At 46.7% G+C, this 20,113-nt stretch carries 25 protein-coding genes, 1 tRNA gene and 1 pseudogene; 25 read left to right on the top strand and 2 right to left on the bottom strand.

Features of this window, described 5'->3' with window-relative positions:
* Positions 1 to 5 precede the first annotated feature (5 nt).
* The 3 genes and pseudogenes from QRX25_RS19860 to QRX25_RS15030 all read left to right on the top strand — a co-directional run.
* A pseudogene (locus tag QRX25_RS19860) lies at positions 6 to 1,142 on the top strand (HAMP domain-containing protein); the annotation flags it as partial.
* Complete coding sequence (locus tag QRX25_RS19855; protein WP_373418716.1) at positions 1,137 to 2,108, top strand: methyl-accepting chemotaxis protein; 972 nt, start codon at positions 1,137 to 1,139, stop codon at positions 2,106 to 2,108. The pseudogene QRX25_RS19860 and the gene QRX25_RS19855, both read left to right, overlap by 6 nt.
* 65 nt (positions 2,109 to 2,173) lie before the next feature.
* On the top strand, positions 2,174 to 2,698 hold the full coding sequence (locus tag QRX25_RS15030) for a type 1 glutamine amidotransferase domain-containing protein (protein ID WP_013353346.1): 525 nt from the start codon (positions 2,174 to 2,176) through the stop codon (positions 2,696 to 2,698).
* 31 nt (positions 2,699 to 2,729) lie between these two features.
* Here the strand turns inward: QRX25_RS15030 and iolU are convergent, their stop codons facing one another.
* Positions 2,730 to 3,716 (bottom strand): scyllo-inositol 2-dehydrogenase, encoded by a 987-nt coding sequence (iolU, locus tag QRX25_RS15025; protein ID WP_115997057.1) that lies wholly within the window; start codon positions 3,714 to 3,716, stop codon positions 2,730 to 2,732.
* Positions 3,717 to 3,894: 178 nt separating this feature from the next.
* Between iolU and QRX25_RS15020 the strand changes: the two genes are divergently transcribed.
* From QRX25_RS15020 to QRX25_RS14940, 17 genes are all read left to right on the top strand, one after another.
* The gene (locus QRX25_RS15020) at positions 3,895 to 5,055 is read left to right on the top strand and encodes an AI-2E family transporter (RefSeq protein WP_013353344.1); all 1,161 of its coding nucleotides are present in this window, start codon (positions 3,895 to 3,897) and stop codon (positions 5,053 to 5,055) included.
* Between the two features lie 91 nt (positions 5,056 to 5,146).
* Positions 5,147 to 5,977 (top strand): undecaprenyl-diphosphate phosphatase, encoded by an 831-nt coding sequence (locus tag QRX25_RS15015; protein ID WP_038463014.1) that lies wholly within the window; start codon positions 5,147 to 5,149, stop codon positions 5,975 to 5,977.
* A gap of 126 nt (positions 5,978 to 6,103) precedes the next feature.
* Positions 6,104 to 6,176: transfer RNA gene (locus QRX25_RS15010), tRNA-Ala, on the top strand.
* A gap of 141 nt (positions 6,177 to 6,317) precedes the next feature.
* Entirely contained in the window at positions 6,318 to 7,376 is a 1,059-nt protein-coding gene (locus QRX25_RS15005) for a tyrosine-type recombinase/integrase (RefSeq protein ID WP_212099035.1), read from the top strand.
* 175 nt (positions 7,377 to 7,551) lie between these two features.
* Positions 7,552 to 7,929 carry a helix-turn-helix domain-containing protein gene (locus tag QRX25_RS15000; protein ID WP_212099033.1) on the top strand — a complete coding sequence of 126 codons (378 nt, stop codon included), beginning with the start codon at positions 7,552 to 7,554 and terminating at the stop codon, positions 7,927 to 7,929.
* A 349-nt stretch (positions 7,930 to 8,278) separates the two neighbouring features.
* On the top strand, positions 8,279 to 8,602 hold the full coding sequence (locus QRX25_RS14995; RefSeq protein ID WP_212099031.1) for a hypothetical protein: 324 nt from the start codon (positions 8,279 to 8,281) through the stop codon (positions 8,600 to 8,602).
* 95 nt (positions 8,603 to 8,697) lie between these two features.
* Positions 8,698 to 8,832 carry a hypothetical protein gene (locus QRX25_RS14990; protein WP_258415696.1) on the top strand — a complete coding sequence of 45 codons (135 nt, stop codon included), beginning with the start codon at positions 8,698 to 8,700 and terminating at the stop codon, positions 8,830 to 8,832.
* Positions 8,829 to 9,044, top strand: coding sequence for a hypothetical protein (locus QRX25_RS14985; RefSeq protein WP_212099029.1), 216 nt, complete (start codon positions 8,829 to 8,831; stop codon positions 9,042 to 9,044). Before QRX25_RS14990 ends, QRX25_RS14985 begins: the two co-directional genes overlap by 4 nt.
* Positions 9,041 to 9,388, top strand: coding sequence for a hypothetical protein (locus tag QRX25_RS14980; RefSeq protein WP_212099026.1), 348 nt, complete (start codon positions 9,041 to 9,043; stop codon positions 9,386 to 9,388). Before QRX25_RS14985 ends, QRX25_RS14980 begins: the two co-directional genes overlap by 4 nt.
* A complete protein-coding gene (locus tag QRX25_RS14975) occupies positions 9,388 to 9,630 on the top strand; it encodes a hypothetical protein (RefSeq protein ID WP_212099023.1) in 243 nt (80 codons plus the stop codon). Before QRX25_RS14980 ends, QRX25_RS14975 begins: the two co-directional genes overlap by 1 nt.
* Positions 9,617 to 9,985, top strand: a complete 369-nt coding sequence (locus QRX25_RS14970) for a hypothetical protein (protein ID WP_212099020.1) — start codon at positions 9,617 to 9,619, stop codon at positions 9,983 to 9,985. Before QRX25_RS14975 ends, QRX25_RS14970 begins: the two co-directional genes overlap by 14 nt.
* A 217-nt stretch (positions 9,986 to 10,202) precedes the next feature.
* Positions 10,203 to 11,360: a hypothetical protein gene (locus QRX25_RS14965; protein WP_212099017.1), complete on the top strand. Its 1,158-nt coding sequence runs from the start codon at positions 10,203 to 10,205 to the stop codon at positions 11,358 to 11,360.
* Positions 11,357 to 11,569 carry a hypothetical protein gene (locus QRX25_RS14960; protein ID WP_212099014.1) on the top strand — a complete coding sequence of 71 codons (213 nt, stop codon included), beginning with the start codon at positions 11,357 to 11,359 and terminating at the stop codon, positions 11,567 to 11,569. Before QRX25_RS14965 ends, QRX25_RS14960 begins: the two co-directional genes overlap by 4 nt.
* A gap of 19 nt (positions 11,570 to 11,588) precedes the next feature.
* Positions 11,589 to 12,368, top strand: coding sequence for an ATP-binding protein (locus QRX25_RS14955; protein ID WP_212099011.1), 780 nt, complete (start codon positions 11,589 to 11,591; stop codon positions 12,366 to 12,368).
* Positions 12,365 to 12,877, top strand: coding sequence for a YodN-related protein (locus QRX25_RS14950; RefSeq protein ID WP_212099008.1), 513 nt, complete (start codon positions 12,365 to 12,367; stop codon positions 12,875 to 12,877). Before QRX25_RS14955 ends, QRX25_RS14950 begins: the two co-directional genes overlap by 4 nt.
* A 217-nt stretch (positions 12,878 to 13,094) precedes the next feature.
* Positions 13,095 to 14,489, top strand: a complete 1,395-nt coding sequence (locus QRX25_RS14945) for a DnaB-like helicase C-terminal domain-containing protein (RefSeq protein ID WP_212099004.1) — start codon at positions 13,095 to 13,097, stop codon at positions 14,487 to 14,489.
* Positions 14,490 to 14,638: 149 nt separating this feature from the next.
* Entirely contained in the window at positions 14,639 to 15,619 is a 981-nt protein-coding gene (locus tag QRX25_RS14940; RefSeq protein ID WP_258415697.1) for a toprim domain-containing protein, read from the top strand.
* 16 nt (positions 15,620 to 15,635) lie between these two features.
* On the opposite strand, the gene QRX25_RS19785 is transcribed toward QRX25_RS14940, so the two are convergent.
* Positions 15,636 to 15,875, bottom strand: coding sequence for a helix-turn-helix domain-containing protein (locus tag QRX25_RS19785; RefSeq protein ID WP_212098998.1), 240 nt, complete (start codon positions 15,873 to 15,875; stop codon positions 15,636 to 15,638).
* Between the two features lie 411 nt (positions 15,876 to 16,286).
* Here QRX25_RS19785 and QRX25_RS14935 point away from each other — a divergent pair, with 411 nt between their 5' ends.
* The 5 genes from QRX25_RS14935 to QRX25_RS14915 all read left to right on the top strand — a co-directional run bounded on the left by QRX25_RS14935 (position 16,287) and on the right by QRX25_RS14915 (position 20,094).
* Entirely contained in the window at positions 16,287 to 17,471 is a 1,185-nt protein-coding gene (locus QRX25_RS14935; RefSeq protein ID WP_212098995.1) for an AimR family lysis-lysogeny pheromone receptor, read from the top strand.
* A gap of 283 nt (positions 17,472 to 17,754) precedes the next feature.
* A complete protein-coding gene (locus tag QRX25_RS14930) occupies positions 17,755 to 18,282 on the top strand; it encodes a hypothetical protein (RefSeq protein ID WP_212098992.1) in 528 nt (175 codons plus the stop codon).
* A 142-nt stretch (positions 18,283 to 18,424) separates the two neighbouring features.
* Positions 18,425 to 18,586, top strand: a complete 162-nt coding sequence (locus QRX25_RS14925; RefSeq protein WP_212098989.1) for a hypothetical protein — start codon at positions 18,425 to 18,427, stop codon at positions 18,584 to 18,586.
* The gene (locus QRX25_RS14920; protein WP_212098987.1) at positions 18,583 to 19,101 is read left to right on the top strand and encodes a hypothetical protein; all 519 of its coding nucleotides are present in this window, start codon (positions 18,583 to 18,585) and stop codon (positions 19,099 to 19,101) included. Before QRX25_RS14925 ends, QRX25_RS14920 begins: the two co-directional genes overlap by 4 nt.
* A 237-nt stretch (positions 19,102 to 19,338) precedes the next feature.
* Positions 19,339 to 20,094: a single-stranded DNA-binding protein gene (locus tag QRX25_RS14915; protein WP_212098984.1), complete on the top strand. Its 756-nt coding sequence runs from the start codon at positions 19,339 to 19,341 to the stop codon at positions 20,092 to 20,094.
* The last annotated feature ends 19 nt before the right edge of the window (positions 20,095 to 20,113 follow it).

The raw sequence follows: 20,113 nt of genomic DNA, 5'->3' as shown, positions 1-20,113 counted from the left end.
CCCAAATGTGCTGTTTGGGTGTTTTTTTTAGTTTTTTTAATAAATCTTTTGTCCTAGCTGACGATAATAGATTTAGCTTTCAAAGAAGGAGACTGAAAAAAATGAAACAACTGATACATTGGATCAAACAGCCATCCATCAGCAAGCCGCTTATCGCGGCATTTTTAGCCGTATTGGTGCTTCCGGTAGGCATACTCGCCTACTTCAGCTACCAAACGGCGGGGAGTTCATTAGAAAGCGAACTGACCCACAGCGCTCAAGGAAATGTCAACGAACTCAACAGCGTGCTGGAAAACATGCTCGACGGCAAGCTGAAAGCAATTGACTATTACAGTGAATCAATCACAAAGGAAAAAATGAAAACGAAAAATAAATCCGAACTGCTTGAAAACATGAAGCAGTATGTCACCGTAAATGACGATGTTGCATCAGTGTATGCCGCGTCTCGCGACAAAGCGTTCGTGAAATATCCGTCCGTTGACATGCCGTCCGATTACAATCCGCTCACACGAGAATGGTATACAAAAGCGGTTGAAAAAAACGGACAGCCGATATTTACCGAGCCTTATAAAGACGCTTCAACAGGACAAACGGTCGTTACGATTGCCCAGCAGACAAAAGACGGCTCAGGCGTAGTGGCGCTTGATATAAATCTGGGAGACCTGCTGAACGCTTCCGAACGCGTCCAGATCGGTCATAAAGGATTTGCTTTTATTACAACGGGAGATAAAAAATACATTGCCCATCCGACTATAAAAGCGGGAACAGAAGGCTCAGGGGAGTGGACAAAAGAAGTATTTTCAAAAACAAGCGGAACGTTTGAATACATCTTTGAAGGACAGCAAAAGAAAATGGCCTTCACGACAAACAAACTGACGGGCTGGAAAATCGCCGGCACATTTTTTGTCAGTGAGATACATGACGCAGCCTTGCCTGTCATGAGAATGGCGCTGATCATTCTTGCGGTCTCTCTTATCGTCGGCGGGATTTTAATCTTTTTTATCATTCGCGCGATTTCTAAACCGCTCAAAAAACTTGTCTCGACATCAGCTAAAATCAGCGATGGCGATTTAACGGAAGTCATTAACATCAGTTCGAAAAATGAATTCGGACAGCTCAGCCAGAGCTTCAATGAGATGTCAGCATCACTCCGGTCTGTCATCGGTGTCATCCAATCATCCGTCGAACATGTCGCTTCTTCATCCGAAGAGCTGACGGCATCTGCCGGACAGACAAGCAAGGCGACAGAGCATATCACACTGGCGATTGAACAATTCTCGAACGGAAACGAATCACAAAGTGAAAAATTGGAAGAAAGTGCAGACCATCTTTCCCAAATGAATGCAGGCATTGCCGAGACGGCGAATGTATCGGCGGAAATCACTGAATCCGCCATCCAAACCTCTGATACGGCCGGAAGCGGAGAAGAATTAGTAGCGAAAACGGTCGGCCAGATGAAAACAATTGATCGTTCCGTACAGCAGGCGGAAGCAGTCGTAAAAGGGCTGGAAACAAAATCGCACGACATTAAGAGCATTCTGAACGTCATTAACGGCATTGCCGATCAAACGAACCTGCTTGCCTTAAACGCGGCCATCGAAGCGGCCAGAGCCGGCGAATACGGCCGGGGCTTCTCCGTCGTTGCGGAAGAAGTGAGAAAGCTTGCCGTACAATCAGCCGACTCCGCCAAGGAAATCGAAACGCTGATTCAGGAAATCGTCAAAGAAATCGCCACATCGCTTTCTGTATTCCAAGCGGTGAATCAAGATGTGAAGGAAGGCCTCGATATTACGGATCAAACGGCCGAAAGCTTCAAAAAAATCTCAGAAATGACGACTCAGATTTCAGGCGCTTTGCAGCACATGAACGGAACGCTTGAGCAGCTCGCGGCCGGGTCACAAAATGTGACAAACGCGGTGGAGGATATTACCGCAGTCGCCAAAGAAGGATCTGCCGGCATTCAAGACATCGCCGCGTCCGCCGAAGAGCAGCTTGCCTCCATGGAAGAAATCAGTTCATCCGCCGAAACGCTTGCCCATATGGCCGAAGAACTGCAGCAGGTTACGCGGAAATTTACGATTCAGTCTGAAGACGAAGAACAGCTGTAACGAGCTGTTTCTTTTCCTCCGCTGAAAAAAGCGATACACTTACATAAAAGAAGGGAGTGGCAGTGATGAGATTAGAAGGTAAGAAAGTTATAGCGCTTGTCAGTGACGACTTTGAAGACTTAGAGCTTTGGTATCCCGTCTACCGGCTGCGGGAGGAGGGCGCGATCGTTCATTTAATAGGAGAAGAAGCCGGCCGTTCATACAAAGGAAAATACGGCGTGCCCGCGACAGCGGATTATGATTTTAAGAGCCTGATTATCCAGGAGTATGACGCCGTGCTCGTGCCTGGCGGCTGGGCTCCTGACAAACTGAGAAGATATCCGGAAGTTTTGGACATCATCCGTACGATGAACGAGCAGAAAAAGCCGATCGGCCAGATCTGCCACGCGGGCTGGGTGCTCATATCGGCCGGAATTCTCGCAGGGAAAAAAGTAACGAGCACGCCCGGCATCAAAGACGACATGACAAATGCAGGGGCACAGTGGCTTGATGAAGCTGTCGTAACTGACGGCCACATTGTATCAAGCCGCCGCCCGCCTGACCTACCGCATTATGCAAAAGCGTTCGCTGATCTTTTAGCATCCAAATAAAAAACATCCGCCCGAAGCCGGGCGGATGTTTTTAGTTTTGATCGGCGGGGAAGACAATTCCGATTTGTTTTCTCGCTTCTTCCATAATGCTTGCCGTAATGAAAGAACGTTCAAAGGTATTTTCGGAAGACTCCTGCTGTCCGTTTCGAAGAAGATTGATGAATTCAGCCGTTTCGTAATACATCGCCGGTTTCGAATCAGGGACCGAAATGTCCTCCGTGCGTCCGTCACGATAGCGGATTTCCGCCCGTTCCGGCCCGTGAATGCTGTCCAGTACGATTGTGCCGTCTTCACCCTGTATTTCCGCCGGGGCAAACGAATTTGAGATTTTTGAATGCATCAGCACCGCTTCAAATCCGTCATATGATAGAATAACCGTGCCTTCGCCGTCAACCCCGGATGATAATTTGTGACCGGTCGCAATGACGTCTTTCGGTTTGCCGAACAGGACGACGGCCGGATAAATACAGTACACGCCGATGTCCATTAACGAACCGTTCGATAGTTCAGGTTTAAACGCGTTAAGCACCGTTCCGTTTTTATATGCATCATATCGTGATGAATATTGGCAGTAGCTTGCCGTGAATCTCCTGATGGGTCCGATTTTATGTAAGTGGTTTTGAAGCATACGGAAGTTCGGCAGGAACGTCGTTTTCATGGCTTCCATCAAAAGAACGCCGTTCGCTTTGGCTGCGTGAATCATGTCTTCCGTTTCCCTTGCGTTAGACGCAAACGGTTTTTCGCACAGCACATGCTTGCCGTGTTCCATAAAAAGGATCGCCTGTTCTTTATGAAATGCATTCGGGCTGGCGAGATACACCGCGTCATAAGCTTCGCTTTCTGCCATTTCTTTTAGGCTGGTGAAATAATGAGCAGCGCCGTGTTTGCCGGCAAATTCCGCCGCACGTTCCTCAGTTCTGGAATAAACCGCCGTTAATTGAAAATCATCAATAGCAGAAGCCGCCTCCAGAAATCGTTCTGTAATCCAATTCGTTCCGACTGTTGCAAATCGAATCATTGCTATCGCTCCTTCTATGTATTGGCTTACATTATAGCTGTTTTTCACAGAAACATAAATGGAAAAAGACTGCCCGGCAAAGGTATAGGGAAAATTCCAATAGAGGCCAGTTATTATTTTTCATTACAGGAACGATAGTGTACAATTTAGGTAAAATACATATGATGGAGGAACAATAGTGGAAACATTGCAAACATGGGGCGGCAGATTTAAACAGTTTTTCTTAGACAATAAATTTGTCTTGTTTTTGCTTGTATTGCTGCTCATCGGTCTCAATATCCTTGTCTTTACGAAGACATCATTTATTTTCACACCCATTATCGTCCTGCTCAAAACAATTGCGCTCCCCGTCATTTTGACAGGAATTGTTTATTATCTGCTCAATCCGATCGTAGATATATTGGAAAAATTAAGAGTGAAAAGAGTTTATTCCATCCTGCTCCTTTACCTCATTATAATAGGTCTGATTTCGATTACGATCGTTTCAATTATTCCGTTTTTAAAGGAACAGATTATGAGCCTGATCGACAACCTGCCGAAATATGTGGATATTGTTGAAGATCAGACGAAAAGCCTGATTGGAAGCGATTTTGTAAATCAGGCGCAAAAAACGATGAATATCAACATTTCCGATCTTGCAAATAAAGTATCGGCGCAGGCGGCGACAATTGCAAACAGCACATTTACCGGGGTCGGGAATTTTATCGGCGCGCTGACGGAAGTGATCATTTCTATTGTGACTGTTCCGTTTATTCTGTTCTATTTGCTGAAAGACGGCAAAAAACTGCCGTTTTATATATTAAAGTTTGTGCCTACCCGTCTGAAAGAACAAACGTATACGATGCTGAGCGAAATGAACCATAGATTAAGCTCTTATATCAGAGGGCAGATCATCGTCAGCTTCTGCATCGGATTTTTATTATTTATCGGCTATCTGATTATCGGACTTGATTATGCATCCCTGCTTGCGGTCATTGCCGCTTGTACGAGTGTTGTTCCGTATTTAGGGCCGACCATTGCCATCACGCCGGCGATTATTATCGCTTTGGTCACGTCGCCCCTTATGCTGCTGAAGCTTGCGATTGTCTGGACCGTTGTCCAGCTCGTGGAAGGAAAATTAATCTCTCCGCAGATCATGGGGAAAAATCTTCACATTCACCCGATTACCATCATCTTTGTTCTTTTAACCGCCGGAAAGCTCTTCGGGGTTGTCGGCATTATTTTAGCCATCCCGGGGTATGCGGTCATCAAAGTGGTCACAACCCATCTGTTTGATTGGTTCAAAATGCGCTCGCATTTATATGAAGAAGAAAAAAATGATGCTGTATCGAAGTCATAAAATCGGAACGGACATGATATTTATTATAAGACAGGCTTTCCTTTAAAGGAGAGCTTCTCTTTTGTAAATGACGAATGAAGGGAAGAATAGGATGACACTATGGGAGATGTTCACAGCAGCCGTTTTGGGAATCGTGGAAGGGCTGACGGAATACGCGCCGGTTTCTTCCACGGGACATATGATCATAGCGGATGACATCTGGCTGAAATCCGGAAGCCTGATGAATCCGGAAGCCGCCAATTCCTTCAAAGTGGTGATCCAGCTCGGTTCGATCTTAGCGGTGGCCATTGTATTTAAGGATCGGATATTAAATTTACTCGGCCTCAAAAAAAACGTGACGCGCGATCAGCAGAAGGGATACAGGCTGACCATCGCGCAAATCGCTGTCGGTCTTGTTCCGGCGGCGGTTCTCGGCTTTTTATTTGAGGATTTTATTGACCGCTATTTATTCTCCGTCAGAACGGTCGCTTACGGATTAATTGCAGGAGCCGTGCTTATGCTGATTGCAGACTGGATCAATAAAAGGAAAGAAACGATCGATACGGTAGACAGAATCACCTACAAACAGGCTTTCTGTGTCGGGTTATTCCAATGTCTCGCCTTGTGGCCCGGCTTTTCCCGCTCAGGCTCAACGATTGCCGGAGGTGTCATTCTCGGCTTGAATCACCGGGCAGCCGCAGACTTCACATTTATTATGGCCATTCCGATTATGGCGGGCGCAAGCCTTCTGAAGCTGGTGAAATACTGGAGCAGTCTTTCTCCTGACATGATTCCGTTTTTTCTTGTCGGTTTTATCTGCGCCTTTGTCGTCGCTCTCTTAGTCGTCAAATTCTTTCTTCGGCTTATTAATCGGATTAAGCTTGTCCCGTTCGCCATTTACCGTGTTATCCTCGGCATTATTTTAATCATGTTGGTGCGATAAACGAAGAGGCCCCTCGAGGGTCTTTTTTTATGTTTGAAAAACATCTCAGAAAAATGTAGGCAAACTGAATTTCCGGCTTGAAATTTAAAGAAAACTCGTCTATAATAAAACATGACGTTACCGCACGGGGCCATAGCTCAGCTGGGAGAGCGCTACGCTGGCAGCGTAGAGGTCAGGGGTTCGAGCCCCCTTGGCTCCATCGACGTATTAAACCGCGGTATATCAACGTTGACTAAACGTTGACTTATCCGGTGACTAAAACAGCGTAACGCTTCCGATTGGGACAGCGTGGCGCACCGTTTTTCAATCGTCTTCCATACGAAATGGGAGGCGATTTTTTATGCATTCAGAAAACCGAAAAGGTAAACGTGTGAAGGCCGGAAGGGCCTCGGTAAAGACAACGCGAAAAGGTACGTACGAACTCGGGTACATATTCGACAGGCTATGCGATGCTAAACGCGCCGAAAACGTCGTTCAGGAAACGATCGATAAGTACATGCGCGCTTGTCGGTATTTGTCGGATTATGCGGAAGAGATCGGAGTGTCCGCAGACATACGCCATATTGACGTTGACTTTGCGCGCGGGTTTGTTTCGTGGCTAATCAACGATAAAATAAAGTTCGACGGCCATAATTTCAAATTGGACGAGCATAAGACACAGGGGTTATCCCCGCGGTCAGTTAACGACTATATTAAGACCATACGGACTTTCTTCCGTTTCGCGATTAAAGAGGCGTATGCGGACGATAACCCGTTCGAAGAGGTAACGCTGATTACAAATCCGGAGAGTCCTATAAATATCCTTTCACCTGACGAAATGCGGGCGATCCTTAATGCGATGGATCAGCGATCTTTCGTCGAATTTAGAGATTATGTTGCGCTGACTTGTCTAATCGACTCCATGATGCGTGTGGGCGAAGTGTTGTCCATCAAAGAGTCGAGTATTGATTTCGGTTCAAAAACGTTGATACTCGAAGGAAAAGACGTAAAGAATCGAAGAGGTAGGTTCGTCCCGTTAGAGGATAAAACACTCCGGTTGCTGCGCGAACTTATAAGGGAGAACGAAGAATTCGATAGTGAATATGTTTTTCTAGCAAACTATGGCGAGAAGATGACAACTAATAACTTTAGGCAGCGTTTGAACAACTATGCTGATCGGGCCGGTATCAAAAAGCGCGTGCATCCCCATTTAATACGACATACAGGAGCGACGATGTTTTTAGAAAACGGAGGAGACATTCGGCATTTACAGATGATTCTCGGACATAGTGATTTACGTATGGTAACGCGTTATACTCACCTATCGAAAAAAGCGCTGACCGAAGAGCATAGTAAGCATTCGCCATTACTTCAGATACAAGAAAACAAAAATAAGAAGCGAAAAACTCAGAGACGATGACTCGGCCACAAGGCCGGGTTATTTTTTTGTCCATTTTCCGAAGTGCATACGAAAAGGCTGTGCCAATTCGGAAGTTATTACGCAGTTATTAATGACAGACGAAAAAAAGTTTCGTAGTCCATGTCGCAAAATTGACGGTAGTCTACCCGTTATAGAAGTGAGAGGTGATTACGAAATGACAACCGCTAAACGTCCGATCGACTTTCACGATCACCGATTCGTACGCGTTACGAAGTCAGTAATCGCAGACGAGACGTATTTAGATAAGCCGGTGCAGAAGCTTGTGTACGCAGTCCTGTGTTTCCACGCAGACAACACAAGCAAGAAATCGCATCCGAGCGTACAGACTATCGCGGATAAATGCCGATGCTCAACGAACACGGTGCGGGCAGCATTGCGTAGGCTGAAAGAACTCGAACTCATTGACGTCAAAGAGCGCAAAAATGAGAACGGCCAGACTTCGAATGAATATACGCTGTGGGAGCCTCCGGAATGGTTTGTGGCGGGCGGCACTTCAAAAAACGGCAATAGCCCCCTTCACGATTTGAAGTAAGGTACTTCACAGTTTGAAGACGAACTAAACTCAATTAACTATACTCATTTAACTAAACTAATAATAGCGCTCAATTAAAACCTTTTCGCGCAGATACTTATTAATTAATAAATCTATCGCGATAAAGAACATCTGCAAGAGTGAGCGAAAGCGAACGATTGCTATGTCTTATTAATAAACGAAAGGATGTGCGGTATGTTTACGAAATATGAGCTCGCTACTATATACGAAGCGCTCAACGATCTTCATCCGGTTACTCGCGTTCAATTCGAAGGGGGCGTAGAGGTAGCGGTATCCGATTTAAGCGAAAAGGTATTGCGACTAATTAACGAAAGGAGTAACGATAACTATGGCGATTGAAATCCCGATCTCACCCGATTACACACTAACGTCCGACGCGCTTAACATTATCGTAAATGAACGCTATTTCACCGATCCGACAAAAGCGCCGAACTGGCCGAAGAAGCTGGCGGAGAACCCGAACGCTGATCCGACGCCGAAGGAAAAGTGGCGTGAGGTCGCGTTTCATTCGACGGTCGAACGCGCGCTAATGGACGTAATGAATCGACGGCTGCGCGACTCGGATGCGACATCGCTGGCGGAATTAGCACGATTAATACGGGAGTTTCGCGAGGAAATAACGGCTTTACTAGCGGTCGAGGGCAATCGGTAGGGTAAGCGGTAAAACGTGAAAATACACGGAGTGGAGGCGGCGGGAACGTGACTGAAAATGACGTTAATGTTCGATTTCTAAAGGAGATCGCAGACATGTATGGTATTAAGCTTCGCGACGAACCAAATCCGAAAGGCTTCATTATCGCATCTAAAGACGGGACCGACCGCAAATTGACGGCGGAAGAGTTCGTGAAATCAATGTTTCCGGAATGGGAGGGCAAGCGATGACCGAAGAAGTTAAACGATTACGCTGTGCTGTGGCGGATTTGATTGGCGAAAACGAGCGGTTGAAGGCGAAGAATGCGCAACTTGAACTACGGAATAAGGAACTCCGGCGCTGTGTGCCTGCGCTTAGCACAATTGCGACCGTATCGAGTATTTCTACGGAAGATATCGTTCTTAGGGAAATCAATAGAATCGCAAAGGAGGCGCTAAAATGAAGCCAACAATCACGAAGGAGCAGGCGGATGCCTTACTACATCTTTATTCCGCGGAATGGACGAAATCAGACGTACTTGAGTACCACGCAACAGGCGAATGGTTAGAACACTGTGATTCGCTAAACGATCTCGACATTCTAACGCTAGCAGCCGCATTGGTCAACGGATACGAAGTCGAAAAGACGCCGGAGGAAAAGGTGCGGGAGTATTACTACGATTTGCGGCGGACTGAAGATCGTCTCGAAGAACGAGGGGAATCCGGATCGCAGTTTCGTCAGGGATGGCAATCGGTGGAAGAAACGTTGAGACTTCTCGGAATCGAAATCGAAGGAGTGAACGCTTGATGCTCCGGTTGGATCGCGCCTTAGTCCGGCTGATCGGTACCTCGTATAAAGAAGCGTCCGAGTTAATCGCAAAGGGCGGCGTAAGAATAAACGGACATGTAGATTCGAGGCCGTGGCGCTTTTTAAATAGCGGCTACTACTTCGTTAAGGTTCACGGACACGGACGTTATAAATTTGCGGTGAAAGGCGGAAAACTTACGAAAATAAAACGAAAGGTTGGCGGTAAGTATGACAACGTATGAATCAAAGCCGGTCGCCAAGTGGAATACGCGCGACTTCCAAGCGTACTTAAAAGCGGAGCACCAACGGCTCTACGGCGTCCCTTATGCACCTTTTCGCGGATACCAAGCTGAAGCCGGTATGCTCGGACGTTGGGTCGGTACGAAACGAAAGCCGGGCGAATATGGGCCGGAGATAACGAAACGATTCATCGATATGTGTTTCGCGGATTATAAGCCGTCCATAGAATGGCCGGGCGTGAGTTTCGGATGGATGATGAAGTATAAGGGGCCGATCTTGCAGCGGGCGGTTAGCGCAATTCAAGCGGAAGAAAAAAGGGCGGAACGGAATAGCGGCGTGGATGATACGTGGTTCTAGCGCGCCCGGCGGCTGGACGCCGAGAATTAGCGCCCTTGAAGCGCCGGGATAGCCTTCCAAAAGAATGCGAGAATAACAACGAATAGAGCAACGGTTGCGAAGTTTTTGATAATACGCGTCATGAATCGAACCTCCTTTCGGTAACTTAGGTATATTGTACCACATAAATACGAATATGTGTTCGGTTTTTATAAAAAATTTTGGGAGGGATTGCGGAATGACTAAAACGAAAAAGTATGTACGGATTAAGAAGGCGACTGTAGGGGGTGTGTGGTATGCGGAGAAGATCGGCAATGTATACGAGGTCGAGCGTGAAAATTGCGTTTCGATACTAACAAAGCGAGGGATTCGCGGACTATCCTCTGTACTAAGGGATGACGTAGAAATCATCGTAACGGAAAAGCGACCAGCCGAAGCCGGCGAGCGCGTGTTGATTACGTATGCTTCGCCGATTGAAGAGCAAGCGTATGAAAAAGGGGATGTTTTCGTAGCAGAATACACAAATGATCCGGTCCATAAGTGCATACGAGTTTTAGGAATGCCGGAATATATCGACTACATCGAATACGAAGTCATCGTAAACAGCGAAGTTAAAAACGAGGAGGCTGACGAAATGGAAACCGTAAATCAAACGGTTATTGCTAGTGCGAGCACGGTATTCGAAAAGGTAGGCGAGGATTATATCGGATGTAAGTCGAGGTTCGGCGATATTCTAATCGGTGCTCCATATTCGGAAGCATTCGTAAAAGCGTACGCAAACGAACGAAAAGATGTCCTCGTGCTTCCGAAGACAATTGAATATACTGCGTTTCTCCGTAGCGATGAAATGAAGAAAGTCGCTGAGGGCAGACAGGAGGCGATTAAAGAACGAGCACAAGCCCGACGCGATGAAATCGTTGAGCAGGCGAAGGCGGACGTTAAGGAACAGGTGAATAGATACGAATACTACTTCGCTTATGGCCGGAATACGAAAGCGGAATTTATCGTTAATTACGAGAAAAGAACCGTAGTTACAATTTTACGGAAGGGAGCGGATGGTCAAATCGTAGCAAAAGGAATCGCCAAAGCCGCACCTGACGACTGCTTCAACGTTCATATCGGAAAGGCAATTGCGCTAAGACGTGCGATGGGCTTAGTGGTGCCGGACGGATATTTAAACGCACCGCAGCCGACTGAAGTTCGTGTGGGTGACGTTGTTCGCGGAAATCGTGGTGACAGTCATTACTATTCTAAACGTAAAACGTTTACTATAACCTCTGATAACGTTGACGGCATTTATGACGGTTTCCTGTATAAGGAAAACACGGGTGACTGGATTGAACGTGATCAAATCGGAAGAATCATCGACGACTCACGCGCAGAGGTGGGCGAATGAAGACAGTAAACGTCACGTATTTCAAGCCGAGCGGAAAATTTTACACGAACGAAACGATCGAAATATCCGAGGAACTTACCGGCTATCATGCGTTAGTCGAAGAGCTACCGAAGCATCATCGTATAAAGGATATGCGAATGCTCGTTCAAGATAGCGGAGACGGAAAAGAGCCCTATATTGTCCCGCATCTATACAATCCAATCTATTAACGAAAGGAGGTCCGCGAATATGACTAACGAAAACACTTGCGTACTCGCTGACGGATGCAAAGCGGCCGGGTCTGACGCATGTACCCGCCACTGTACGCATTTTATCGCGATGCACGGCGCATCAGGCGAAGGAGGACGATCGGGGGCGGCAGGCCTTCCGAGAGAGTACCGACTTGTGACGCTACAGAATTCGCCAGCACGTGCCGACCAGCCCAAAGCCTACGAGTCGGCCGAAGTGTATGCGTCATCCTTCGGGCGGCAGTTCGAACAAAGCGGACCGGTTGCGCCGACCGACCGTATCAAGGATCTTTATCTATTCAGCGAATCGCCCGGCACCGGAAAGACAACGACGGCTGCCGCACTTCTTAACGAATGGCTACGCGTCCACTATAGCGGCTCCCTGCGGCGCGGCCTCGAACCGTTACAACGTCCTGCATATTTCCTCGATGTGAACGATTGGCAGAACGAATTTAACGAATTCAACCGCCCGCGTGTTCCAGACTCAGTCGCAGAGCCAGCGGCCGCCCGTTATTATCGTACGCTTGAAGCGGCGAAAAAGGCGCCATTTGCGGTGCTAGACGATATCGGCATCCGTAGTGCGTCAGAGGGCTTCCGGGGCGATTTACACAGCGTAATTAACGCAAGGGTAACGAATCAGCTACCGACGGTGTACACGAGCAACATCGCGCTCGATCAGCTTTGGCAAGTATTCGGTGAGCGACGTCTGGCCGATCGGGTTGGCGACCTGTGCCGCGAGATTGAATTCGTAGGCGAATCGAAAAGGGGGATGCGTAGATGAAAACGGAATTCACCTTCGGAGATATCGTCTCGGTTGCCGGATACGAAAATCGGATCTTCTACGTCGATGCTTGGCGTGAAGTAAAGGAAACCGATGAGTGGGGCGTAAGCGAATACGTCGAGTTCGAGTTGACTGACGCCATTAACGGTGAATTCCTCGATGCATTCGAAACTGACTTACGGCTGGTCTGCCGGAAACAGTTCGCAGAAGATTACCTCTTAACGTATGACGTGACGAACTATCCGGAGCCGACGGGCACTGAGATTCATATTGCGGACATTTTTCCGACATTACCAAGCGTAGAGAGCGTCGCGGAGTTAGGAAAAGGACTCAAAAAGGTGGCGAGTAATATGGCGAAAAAGAAAGCGCAGGAGGTTGCGAAGGAAATTGACGGGCTGCTGGACGAATACAACGATTACATGCGCCTGCACGAGGCGTTCGGGGATGCGGAGTATAAAACGAAGGCTGACGCCATTATGACGAAATTGAGACGGGAGGCGGGCGAATGAAGCGTAGAATTAGATACATTTATACGGATGAAGAGTGGGCTAAACAGGTACGCATAGAAAACGTGATCTTCTTCGTCCTATCTCCGATATACTTACCACTAGTCGCGATTTACTATATCGGGGAAGGCGCTTTATATACGGCGGAGGGGATTGCGTTAGGAGTAAGAGCATTAGTTAGACGGATTGTCTTTCGTAAAAATCGAAGGGAGGAGCGCTCATGAATTACGGAACTCTACTAATATCGAAGGCCATCGAAGCGAACGACCCGAACGCCCTGCTGCGCTTCAATGTTTCGGAAGCCGACTTCCAAACGCAGGGCGAACGCAAGGCCTTCCGGTACGTCATGGATTATGCGGAGAAATACCGAGGCCAAGCGCCGACGGCCGAGATGGTTGCGAATGAAGTGCCGGACTTTCAGCCGGATTTTAATATCGAAGCAAGCTACGATTACCTTGCGCAGAATCTAAAGAATCAGGCGGCTGAGCGCGACTTTATCGAAGTGGTTAACGGCAAGGTCGATCCTGAGACGCAGAAGCAAATTAAGTCGTCTGAGTTTACGGAGAGATTCGAACAGGCGCAAAAAACGGGGAATATGCAAAGTTTCGCTGAGTGGTTGACGAGCTTAGGCGAAAGTCTTAAAATGAGAACAAACGTTCGAAATTCGGTCGGTACGGATATCAAGCGAGACATCGACAAGTTTAAAACGGAGTACGAAAACCGTAAGGCAGGCGAGTCCTTTCGGATATGGCGCAGCAAATTCGACTTTATTAATAAGGCCATGGGAGGCTATGTTTCATCGAACGTGTACGTAATTTACGGTAAGTCCGGGCGCGGTAAGTCGGCCATTGCGTTAGAGGAAGTCATTAACTGCGCGATGCAAGGGGCAAACGTTCTGATATGGTCGATGGAAATGGGTTGGTACGAAGTGCTCGTGCGCCTGTACGTATCGATTTCCGGAAGCATGGGCGTTACGACTGCGACTCTTGACGGCGTTGACATGGAAGCTGGCTTTAATTCGCGAGACGTTCGACAAGGTAAACTGCCCGATGAGTTCGAAGCGGGTTTTATGGAATTCCTCGATAGGCTTAACGAAATCATTCCGGGAAACATTACCGTGCGAGCTGTCGACGACGAAGACTTCGGTTCGCGGTCCTTACGCGATCTAAAATCGGACATTATCGAAACGAAGGCCGATGTAGTCCTCATAGACCCCTTTTACTATCTCGATTACGAGCCCAATACGTCAAAGACGGCGGGTGGCGATGCGGCTAATACTTCGCAAAAACTGCGCCGTCTGGCCGGGCATACGAAAGCGACTTTCTTTGCGCTTACACAAGCTGATGAGGATGACGAGAAGGCTGCCGAGGATGGAGCGCGCGAGCTTAAACTGTCGCAGCGTAAGGACGTCAAGAAAACGAAAGCCCTGCTCGAAGATGCTGCGTTATTGATCGCGGTTGATACGAACGCGAAAGAAGGTCGCGGCTTGATCGGATTGAACAAAGGGCGCGACGGCGGCGAAGGGGAAGTCGCAGAAATTATCTATCTGCCGCAAATAGGCGTAGTGAAACAGCCGGAGACAGGCGCCGATGCTGCGGACGTGTTCGAGTTTTAGAGCGTATGGAATTTACCGGATTATATTGTCAATAATTACATCTGAATTTTTTAATAGTTTCGACAAATTGCGACTGTACTATTTGTAATAATGTCGTAATATAATTTACAAGTCTCGAAAGGAAGTGTCTCGAATTGCCGATATTAAATTTGGATGGGCGTTCTGTAGACGTCGATATTCGGTATGAACTCGAACAATTCGAATGGACCCGGCCGACGTGGGGCGATGAACGCCTGCTGGCCGCCAGTCCCTTTCGTTACGATCGGACGCCGAGCTTTTATGTTTACCTCGAAGACACAGCGACCGCAAAAGCCGGCTATTGGGGCGACTCAGGCGCCTATGATGAAGAGTTTGCGCGAGGTGGGTTCGTTAAACTGCTCGCTTTCCTGCGCGGCGAGACTGAAGATGACACAACCGATTACCTGATAGATACGTATGCGCCGGCGGCTGAAGGAGGCCGTCTAACACTTCGCCTCCCGAAATTAAAGGCCGTGACAAAGCCGGAGCCTTTAGCGGAATCAGTCCTCGCAGGCACAACGCCGGGCCTTAACGCTTATCTGACAGGCCGAGGCATTGAAGCCGTGGTACAAGAAGAGGCCGGCGTATCACTTGCCGGAAATACAGTCGCGATCCCTTGGCGGCTTCCTAGCGGGAGGCTGGCTAATGTTAAGTACAGGGCGACGAAGGGAAAGGCGTTCTGGTACGTAAAAGGCGGCATGCCTATACGGTACTTAGTTTACGGAATGGATCTCGTATATGCCCAGCGGCTTACATGCGCAGTGATATGCGAAGCTGAAATCGATGCGATGGCGTGGCGAACGGCAGGCATTCCGGCGATCGGAACCGGGGGCAGCGCATTTAATTTACAAAAGGCGGACATAATTGCGCAGTCACCTATCGAACAATTAACGGTGGTTACAGATAACGATAAAGCTGGCGAAAAGTTACGGCAGGAGATCGAGCGTTATTTGATCGGAAAGGTGCGGCTTGCGCACGGTTATATTACGGAGGTGAAAGACGCTGATGAACTATTGATGAAGCGCGGTGCAGAAGCGTTGCGAGACGTGTATGATCGTGCGGAGGTCGTGAGTACAGGATTACGTTTAGGTTCGGGAATATCCGTACTTTAGGTCGGCGGAGGTTGTATTAACCCTCCGTGTTGCTGTCGGATACCTCAATCCATTCGTACAGCTCTTCGGGTGCACAACCGAGCATCATCGCGATATTGTAGGTTCGTTCGATGCTCGGCAGATTTCGAAGGCTGACGTAATCGGACATTTGCGTTTTTGATACTCCGACCTTTGCTGCGAGTTGAGTGAGACTAATTCCGCGCCTCTTGCATAGTTCGGGTATCCGACATTTGCCGACCTTAAACGTAACAAACACCTCCGTACCATATCAGATAAGGTGTCACGGAGGGAATTATATCCTAATTCCAGTTAATTTTCCACATCATCAGGCAGTATTCGGACTACTTTCTCGATAGGAACATCAAGAAACTGGCATATAATATCGATCGTACCTATGTACATAGTAGCGTTTTTAGTCATGTGTTGCTTCTTGATACTTGCCTGTGTGTCCGGAGAAATACACTTTCTTAGGTGACTGGGTTTCAACCCTTTTTCTTTTAAAGTCTGATATAGAGGCGAGAAATCAACCATTTTAGTTACTCCTTTTTAAAAAATGTCGGCACTACTGAACAAAAAATGTAGACACCGCTGAACATTTATCGTATGATTCAATTATACTCTAAATTGTAAATAATTCAAGAAATTGCAGAAAGGGGGCTCTCCATAGTTGGAGGCGATAAGACGAGAACTTTGTGACTTTATCGAGGACCATGATATAAAGTATTCTCAGATAGCAAAAGAACTACGGGTTGATAAATCATCAATGACGAAATTTAAAAAAGACGGTACGATTGGGTTTAGATCATTAGTAGTGATGGCGCACTTGCTATTCCCAAACGATCCAGACAGTAAGATTTCAAAATGGTGTATTCAATTAGACGATAATTCAAAAGAAATGGTTAAGCAGGCATTCGAGTACGCTGCGATAACCCGAAATACTGAGTTACTACAGTATTTAATTAATGAGCACAAAGGGAAAGCACATTTAAAAGCTTATATCTCTATGTACCAAACTATATTAAATTATATGTCTATGAAGTTGTCTATTAAAGAGATGATGCAGGAAATGAATGAATTGAAAGCATCTAAAGACAAGGAACTTCACATATTGGCTGGAATATACAGATGCTACGGAAACTACAGTTTAGGAGAGTATTTCCTAGTAATTTCAGATGCAATGGAAATCGGCAGAAACATCAATAAAATGAATGATAAAAGGGAGTTATTTATTAAAGAGTGCTACATCCATAGGTTTGCCGAAATGATCGCTCCTACTTATCTGAAATTAAATAACCTTAAAGCTGCGGCTCATTACGCAAACATTATACTTAAGGCAAACATTTCTCCAAAGTTAAAAGCAGATGCTACGTATCTTCTAGGAATGACTAAATTACTTCATGATCCTGAAGATTCGATTAGACATTTTGAAAAGAGTTATTCACTAATGCAACAAACTGGAGTGGATTACCTCATAAATGACTCTTATAATAACCTAGTAATGGCAAAAGGATATTTGTGTAGAGGAGACAGACAAAAGTTAAATGAATATCTCAAAGACTTGAAGGAGGTGGTTTATTTAGAAGAGGGAGACAGTTTTTATGAATGCTTAAAGCTATATATAAAAAGGGGGGTTGATAATCTTCTCGAAGGCCACCGAAAATTCCTTTACAAATCTAACTTCTTTATTTCAGCCCTTATAGCTTCGGATCTGATCTCCACAGGTATACACCCTTATTTATTAGAAACATTAAGTAGTTACAAACATAACAAAAAGGAGATGTTTTATTTTGAAGAAGATTTTATTGAGTGTTTTAGTGATCGCAGCGATTTTTTCAGTAGCAGGACAGCTTAAAGGATTAGATTATGCTAGTAGTGATAATACATTTGGGACGGCAGAACTTCGTCCCGGAGGTTGATAATAATACAAGCAGAGCCTTCGGGCTCTTTTTCTTTTTGTTATAAACGAGTTGACTAAATTTCCATAATATAAATATCGCAACTTTCCGAAAAAACAAACGAATTTTTGGTACGATATGGTCATAGAAGAAATTAATAAAAGTTTTTTCAAAAGCAATGTCGCAAAATCATTCACTGCCTACCCGTTATATAAGTGTAAGGCGAAAGGAGATAACAAAGTGGAACAAAAACAATTTAATAGGCTTAAGTTAGCAGCCGACAGCGGCGCGATTCCGTATGTAACTAAAGAATCGGAACGCATCGCTCACCTGATTCCGGATTTCACGGCATTTGAACAGGAGTGTTACCAAGCGATCGGAAGGATGTTAGAGAATCTTGCGGATAATGGACGCGAAAAAAAGGCGCTAATACAACGCATTATTCGCGAAACGCGGCATAGATTCTTGAAGAGTAGGCGATCAAGGGACGAAGTTGCTATCGAATCATTTAACGAAGAAGGGACCGTTTGGGAGCCGACAGACACTTTGGCGAGTGTTGAGGACGCGGTATTAATAAAAGAAAAAGTCGACCTGTTGGCGCAGGACGACCCAAGAAAAAAACTTATTCTCGATACTTGGACTCGCGGATGTACAAACGATACGGAAGTTTCCACGTTGTTGGCGCAACGTTTTGGAGGAAATGCCCGGTCACATTGCAGATTCATCCAGCGATTCCGAACAAACTGTCAACGCGAATTAACAGCTTAATATTTTTGTCGCAGCTAGGCCCGAAGGACTTTCGCTACGTCCTCATTGTATTGCATATTGTCAACGAATTCAAGGGAACAATGATGCGAACATGTCCTCGGCCTAGTGCGATTATCCTTAAAATAACGGAGGCTAACGTACTATGCATACATCGATTTTACCCACATTTAACGAATCTCAAACGCTTTTAGCGCTAGATGAGCGCAAACTCACCGACTTTATTTACCAAGGCGCATGGCCAAGCGATGAAGACCCGGCCGACTATTTCCCGGCAACCCCGATTAAGGCGGTGCGCGTCGGATGATTACCGCCGGCCAAGTCAAGTTTTCGCACCACGCACGTAAGCGACTGAAGGAACGTTACAATATTACGAATTTACACGTAGCGCGTAATTGGATTGCGCAAAAGCTTCAACACGCAAAGTATCTCGGAATCACCGTAGATTCTAACGGCAAGGAAGCGCGTATGTATGGCGGAAAAGGGGTTGTTATACTCTTTGCGCCAAATAGCGATTATGTACTGACCGTTCATCCTCCCGAAAAGAATACGGCGATCCGATTTATCAACGAAGCGTACGACACAATGAAACAAAGCGTAGAGGCTGCGGTTCAGAATAACGAAAAGTATGTCGCGGAACTTAACGAAGAAATTGCGCACCTGACATACGAGCTAAAACGGACGCGATCAAAAGCGAAGAAGATGGCGTACCGAGCGAGAATCAATGCGGTTCAGATGCGAATCGATGAATTACCCGCCGAGTCCTTCGAATTGAAACGCAAGCTTACAAAAGCAGCGAAAGGAGTGGCGGCTTATGTCTGATCTTACGTGGATCGGCCCAATTGCCGCCGTCATTATCGGTTTAATACTTTTCGGCATGTGGACGCAAATTGGCGAAGACGACGCATGACAGGCGCGTCGCGTCCTCGGAGAATGTCGGGGCGGCCGTTAGGTAATCCGTGTCGCGTCGCTACTGCTAAGCGCTGGCGGCGTTTCGGGCGCAGATACCGGCATTTTGCGAGGGCGAAAAGCCTTAATAAAAACGTAGGGGGAAAACGAATGGGCTTAAGAGATACTTTGAAACAACGTGAGGCACAACGTGAAGCAGCACAATCAGGTGGCGAATTTCCGGAAGGTGTAACGCGGTATGTTCGTATGGGTAAGCATGGAGAAGTAAACGCGGAAGGTCGTACATTCGTTATTCTCGCAGATCCTGACGATTGGTTTGCGTATTATGTTCACGAACACAGCACTTACAACGGTCAGAGAAATATTTACCACTTCCGTAAACATACTTGTCTGCATTCGCCGAAAGCAATCCGGCCAGATCACGGTGCGTTTAAAAAGCCAAATCCGGTAGTTTGCCCGTCTTGCTTGGTCGGGGCACCGCGTAAGCTTTACGCAATGATTCCAGTTTACGATCTCGAATATAAAACGTATCGCGTAATTGATACGAAGGATTTCCATATTAACAACCTTGTAGCCGACTATGATAAAGCCGAGAAGATGGGCCGCAAATTTAATCCGGATTATTCACTCGTAGGAGAGGCGATTCATATCAAGCAGGTAGACAAAACGTTCTCTATTGAGTCGGGAGACGCGACAGAAGAACAGTTGGCTGAAGCGAAAAAGTTTATCGGAATCGACTACGGATACGAAGAACTCGCTAACTTCCGTGAAGAAGCGGACATCATCGGGTTATTGCACGAGGCTGACGAAGAAGCGAAGATTGACCGCGCTAAGTTACCGCCAGTTCCAGAGACTAAAGAATCGGCAGACTCTAACGAACCTACTTCCGAAGAGTTACCGTTCTAATCGACACTAAGACGAAAAG

Origin of the sequence: Bacillus sp. L381 (assembly GCF_030284525.1) — a bacterium.
Taxonomy (GTDB): domain Bacteria; phylum Bacillota; class Bacilli; order Bacillales; family Bacillaceae; genus Bacillus; species Bacillus amyloliquefaciens.
Note: the sequence above shows the minus strand (reverse complement) of the source record. Positions and strands in the feature narration are given on the sequence as shown.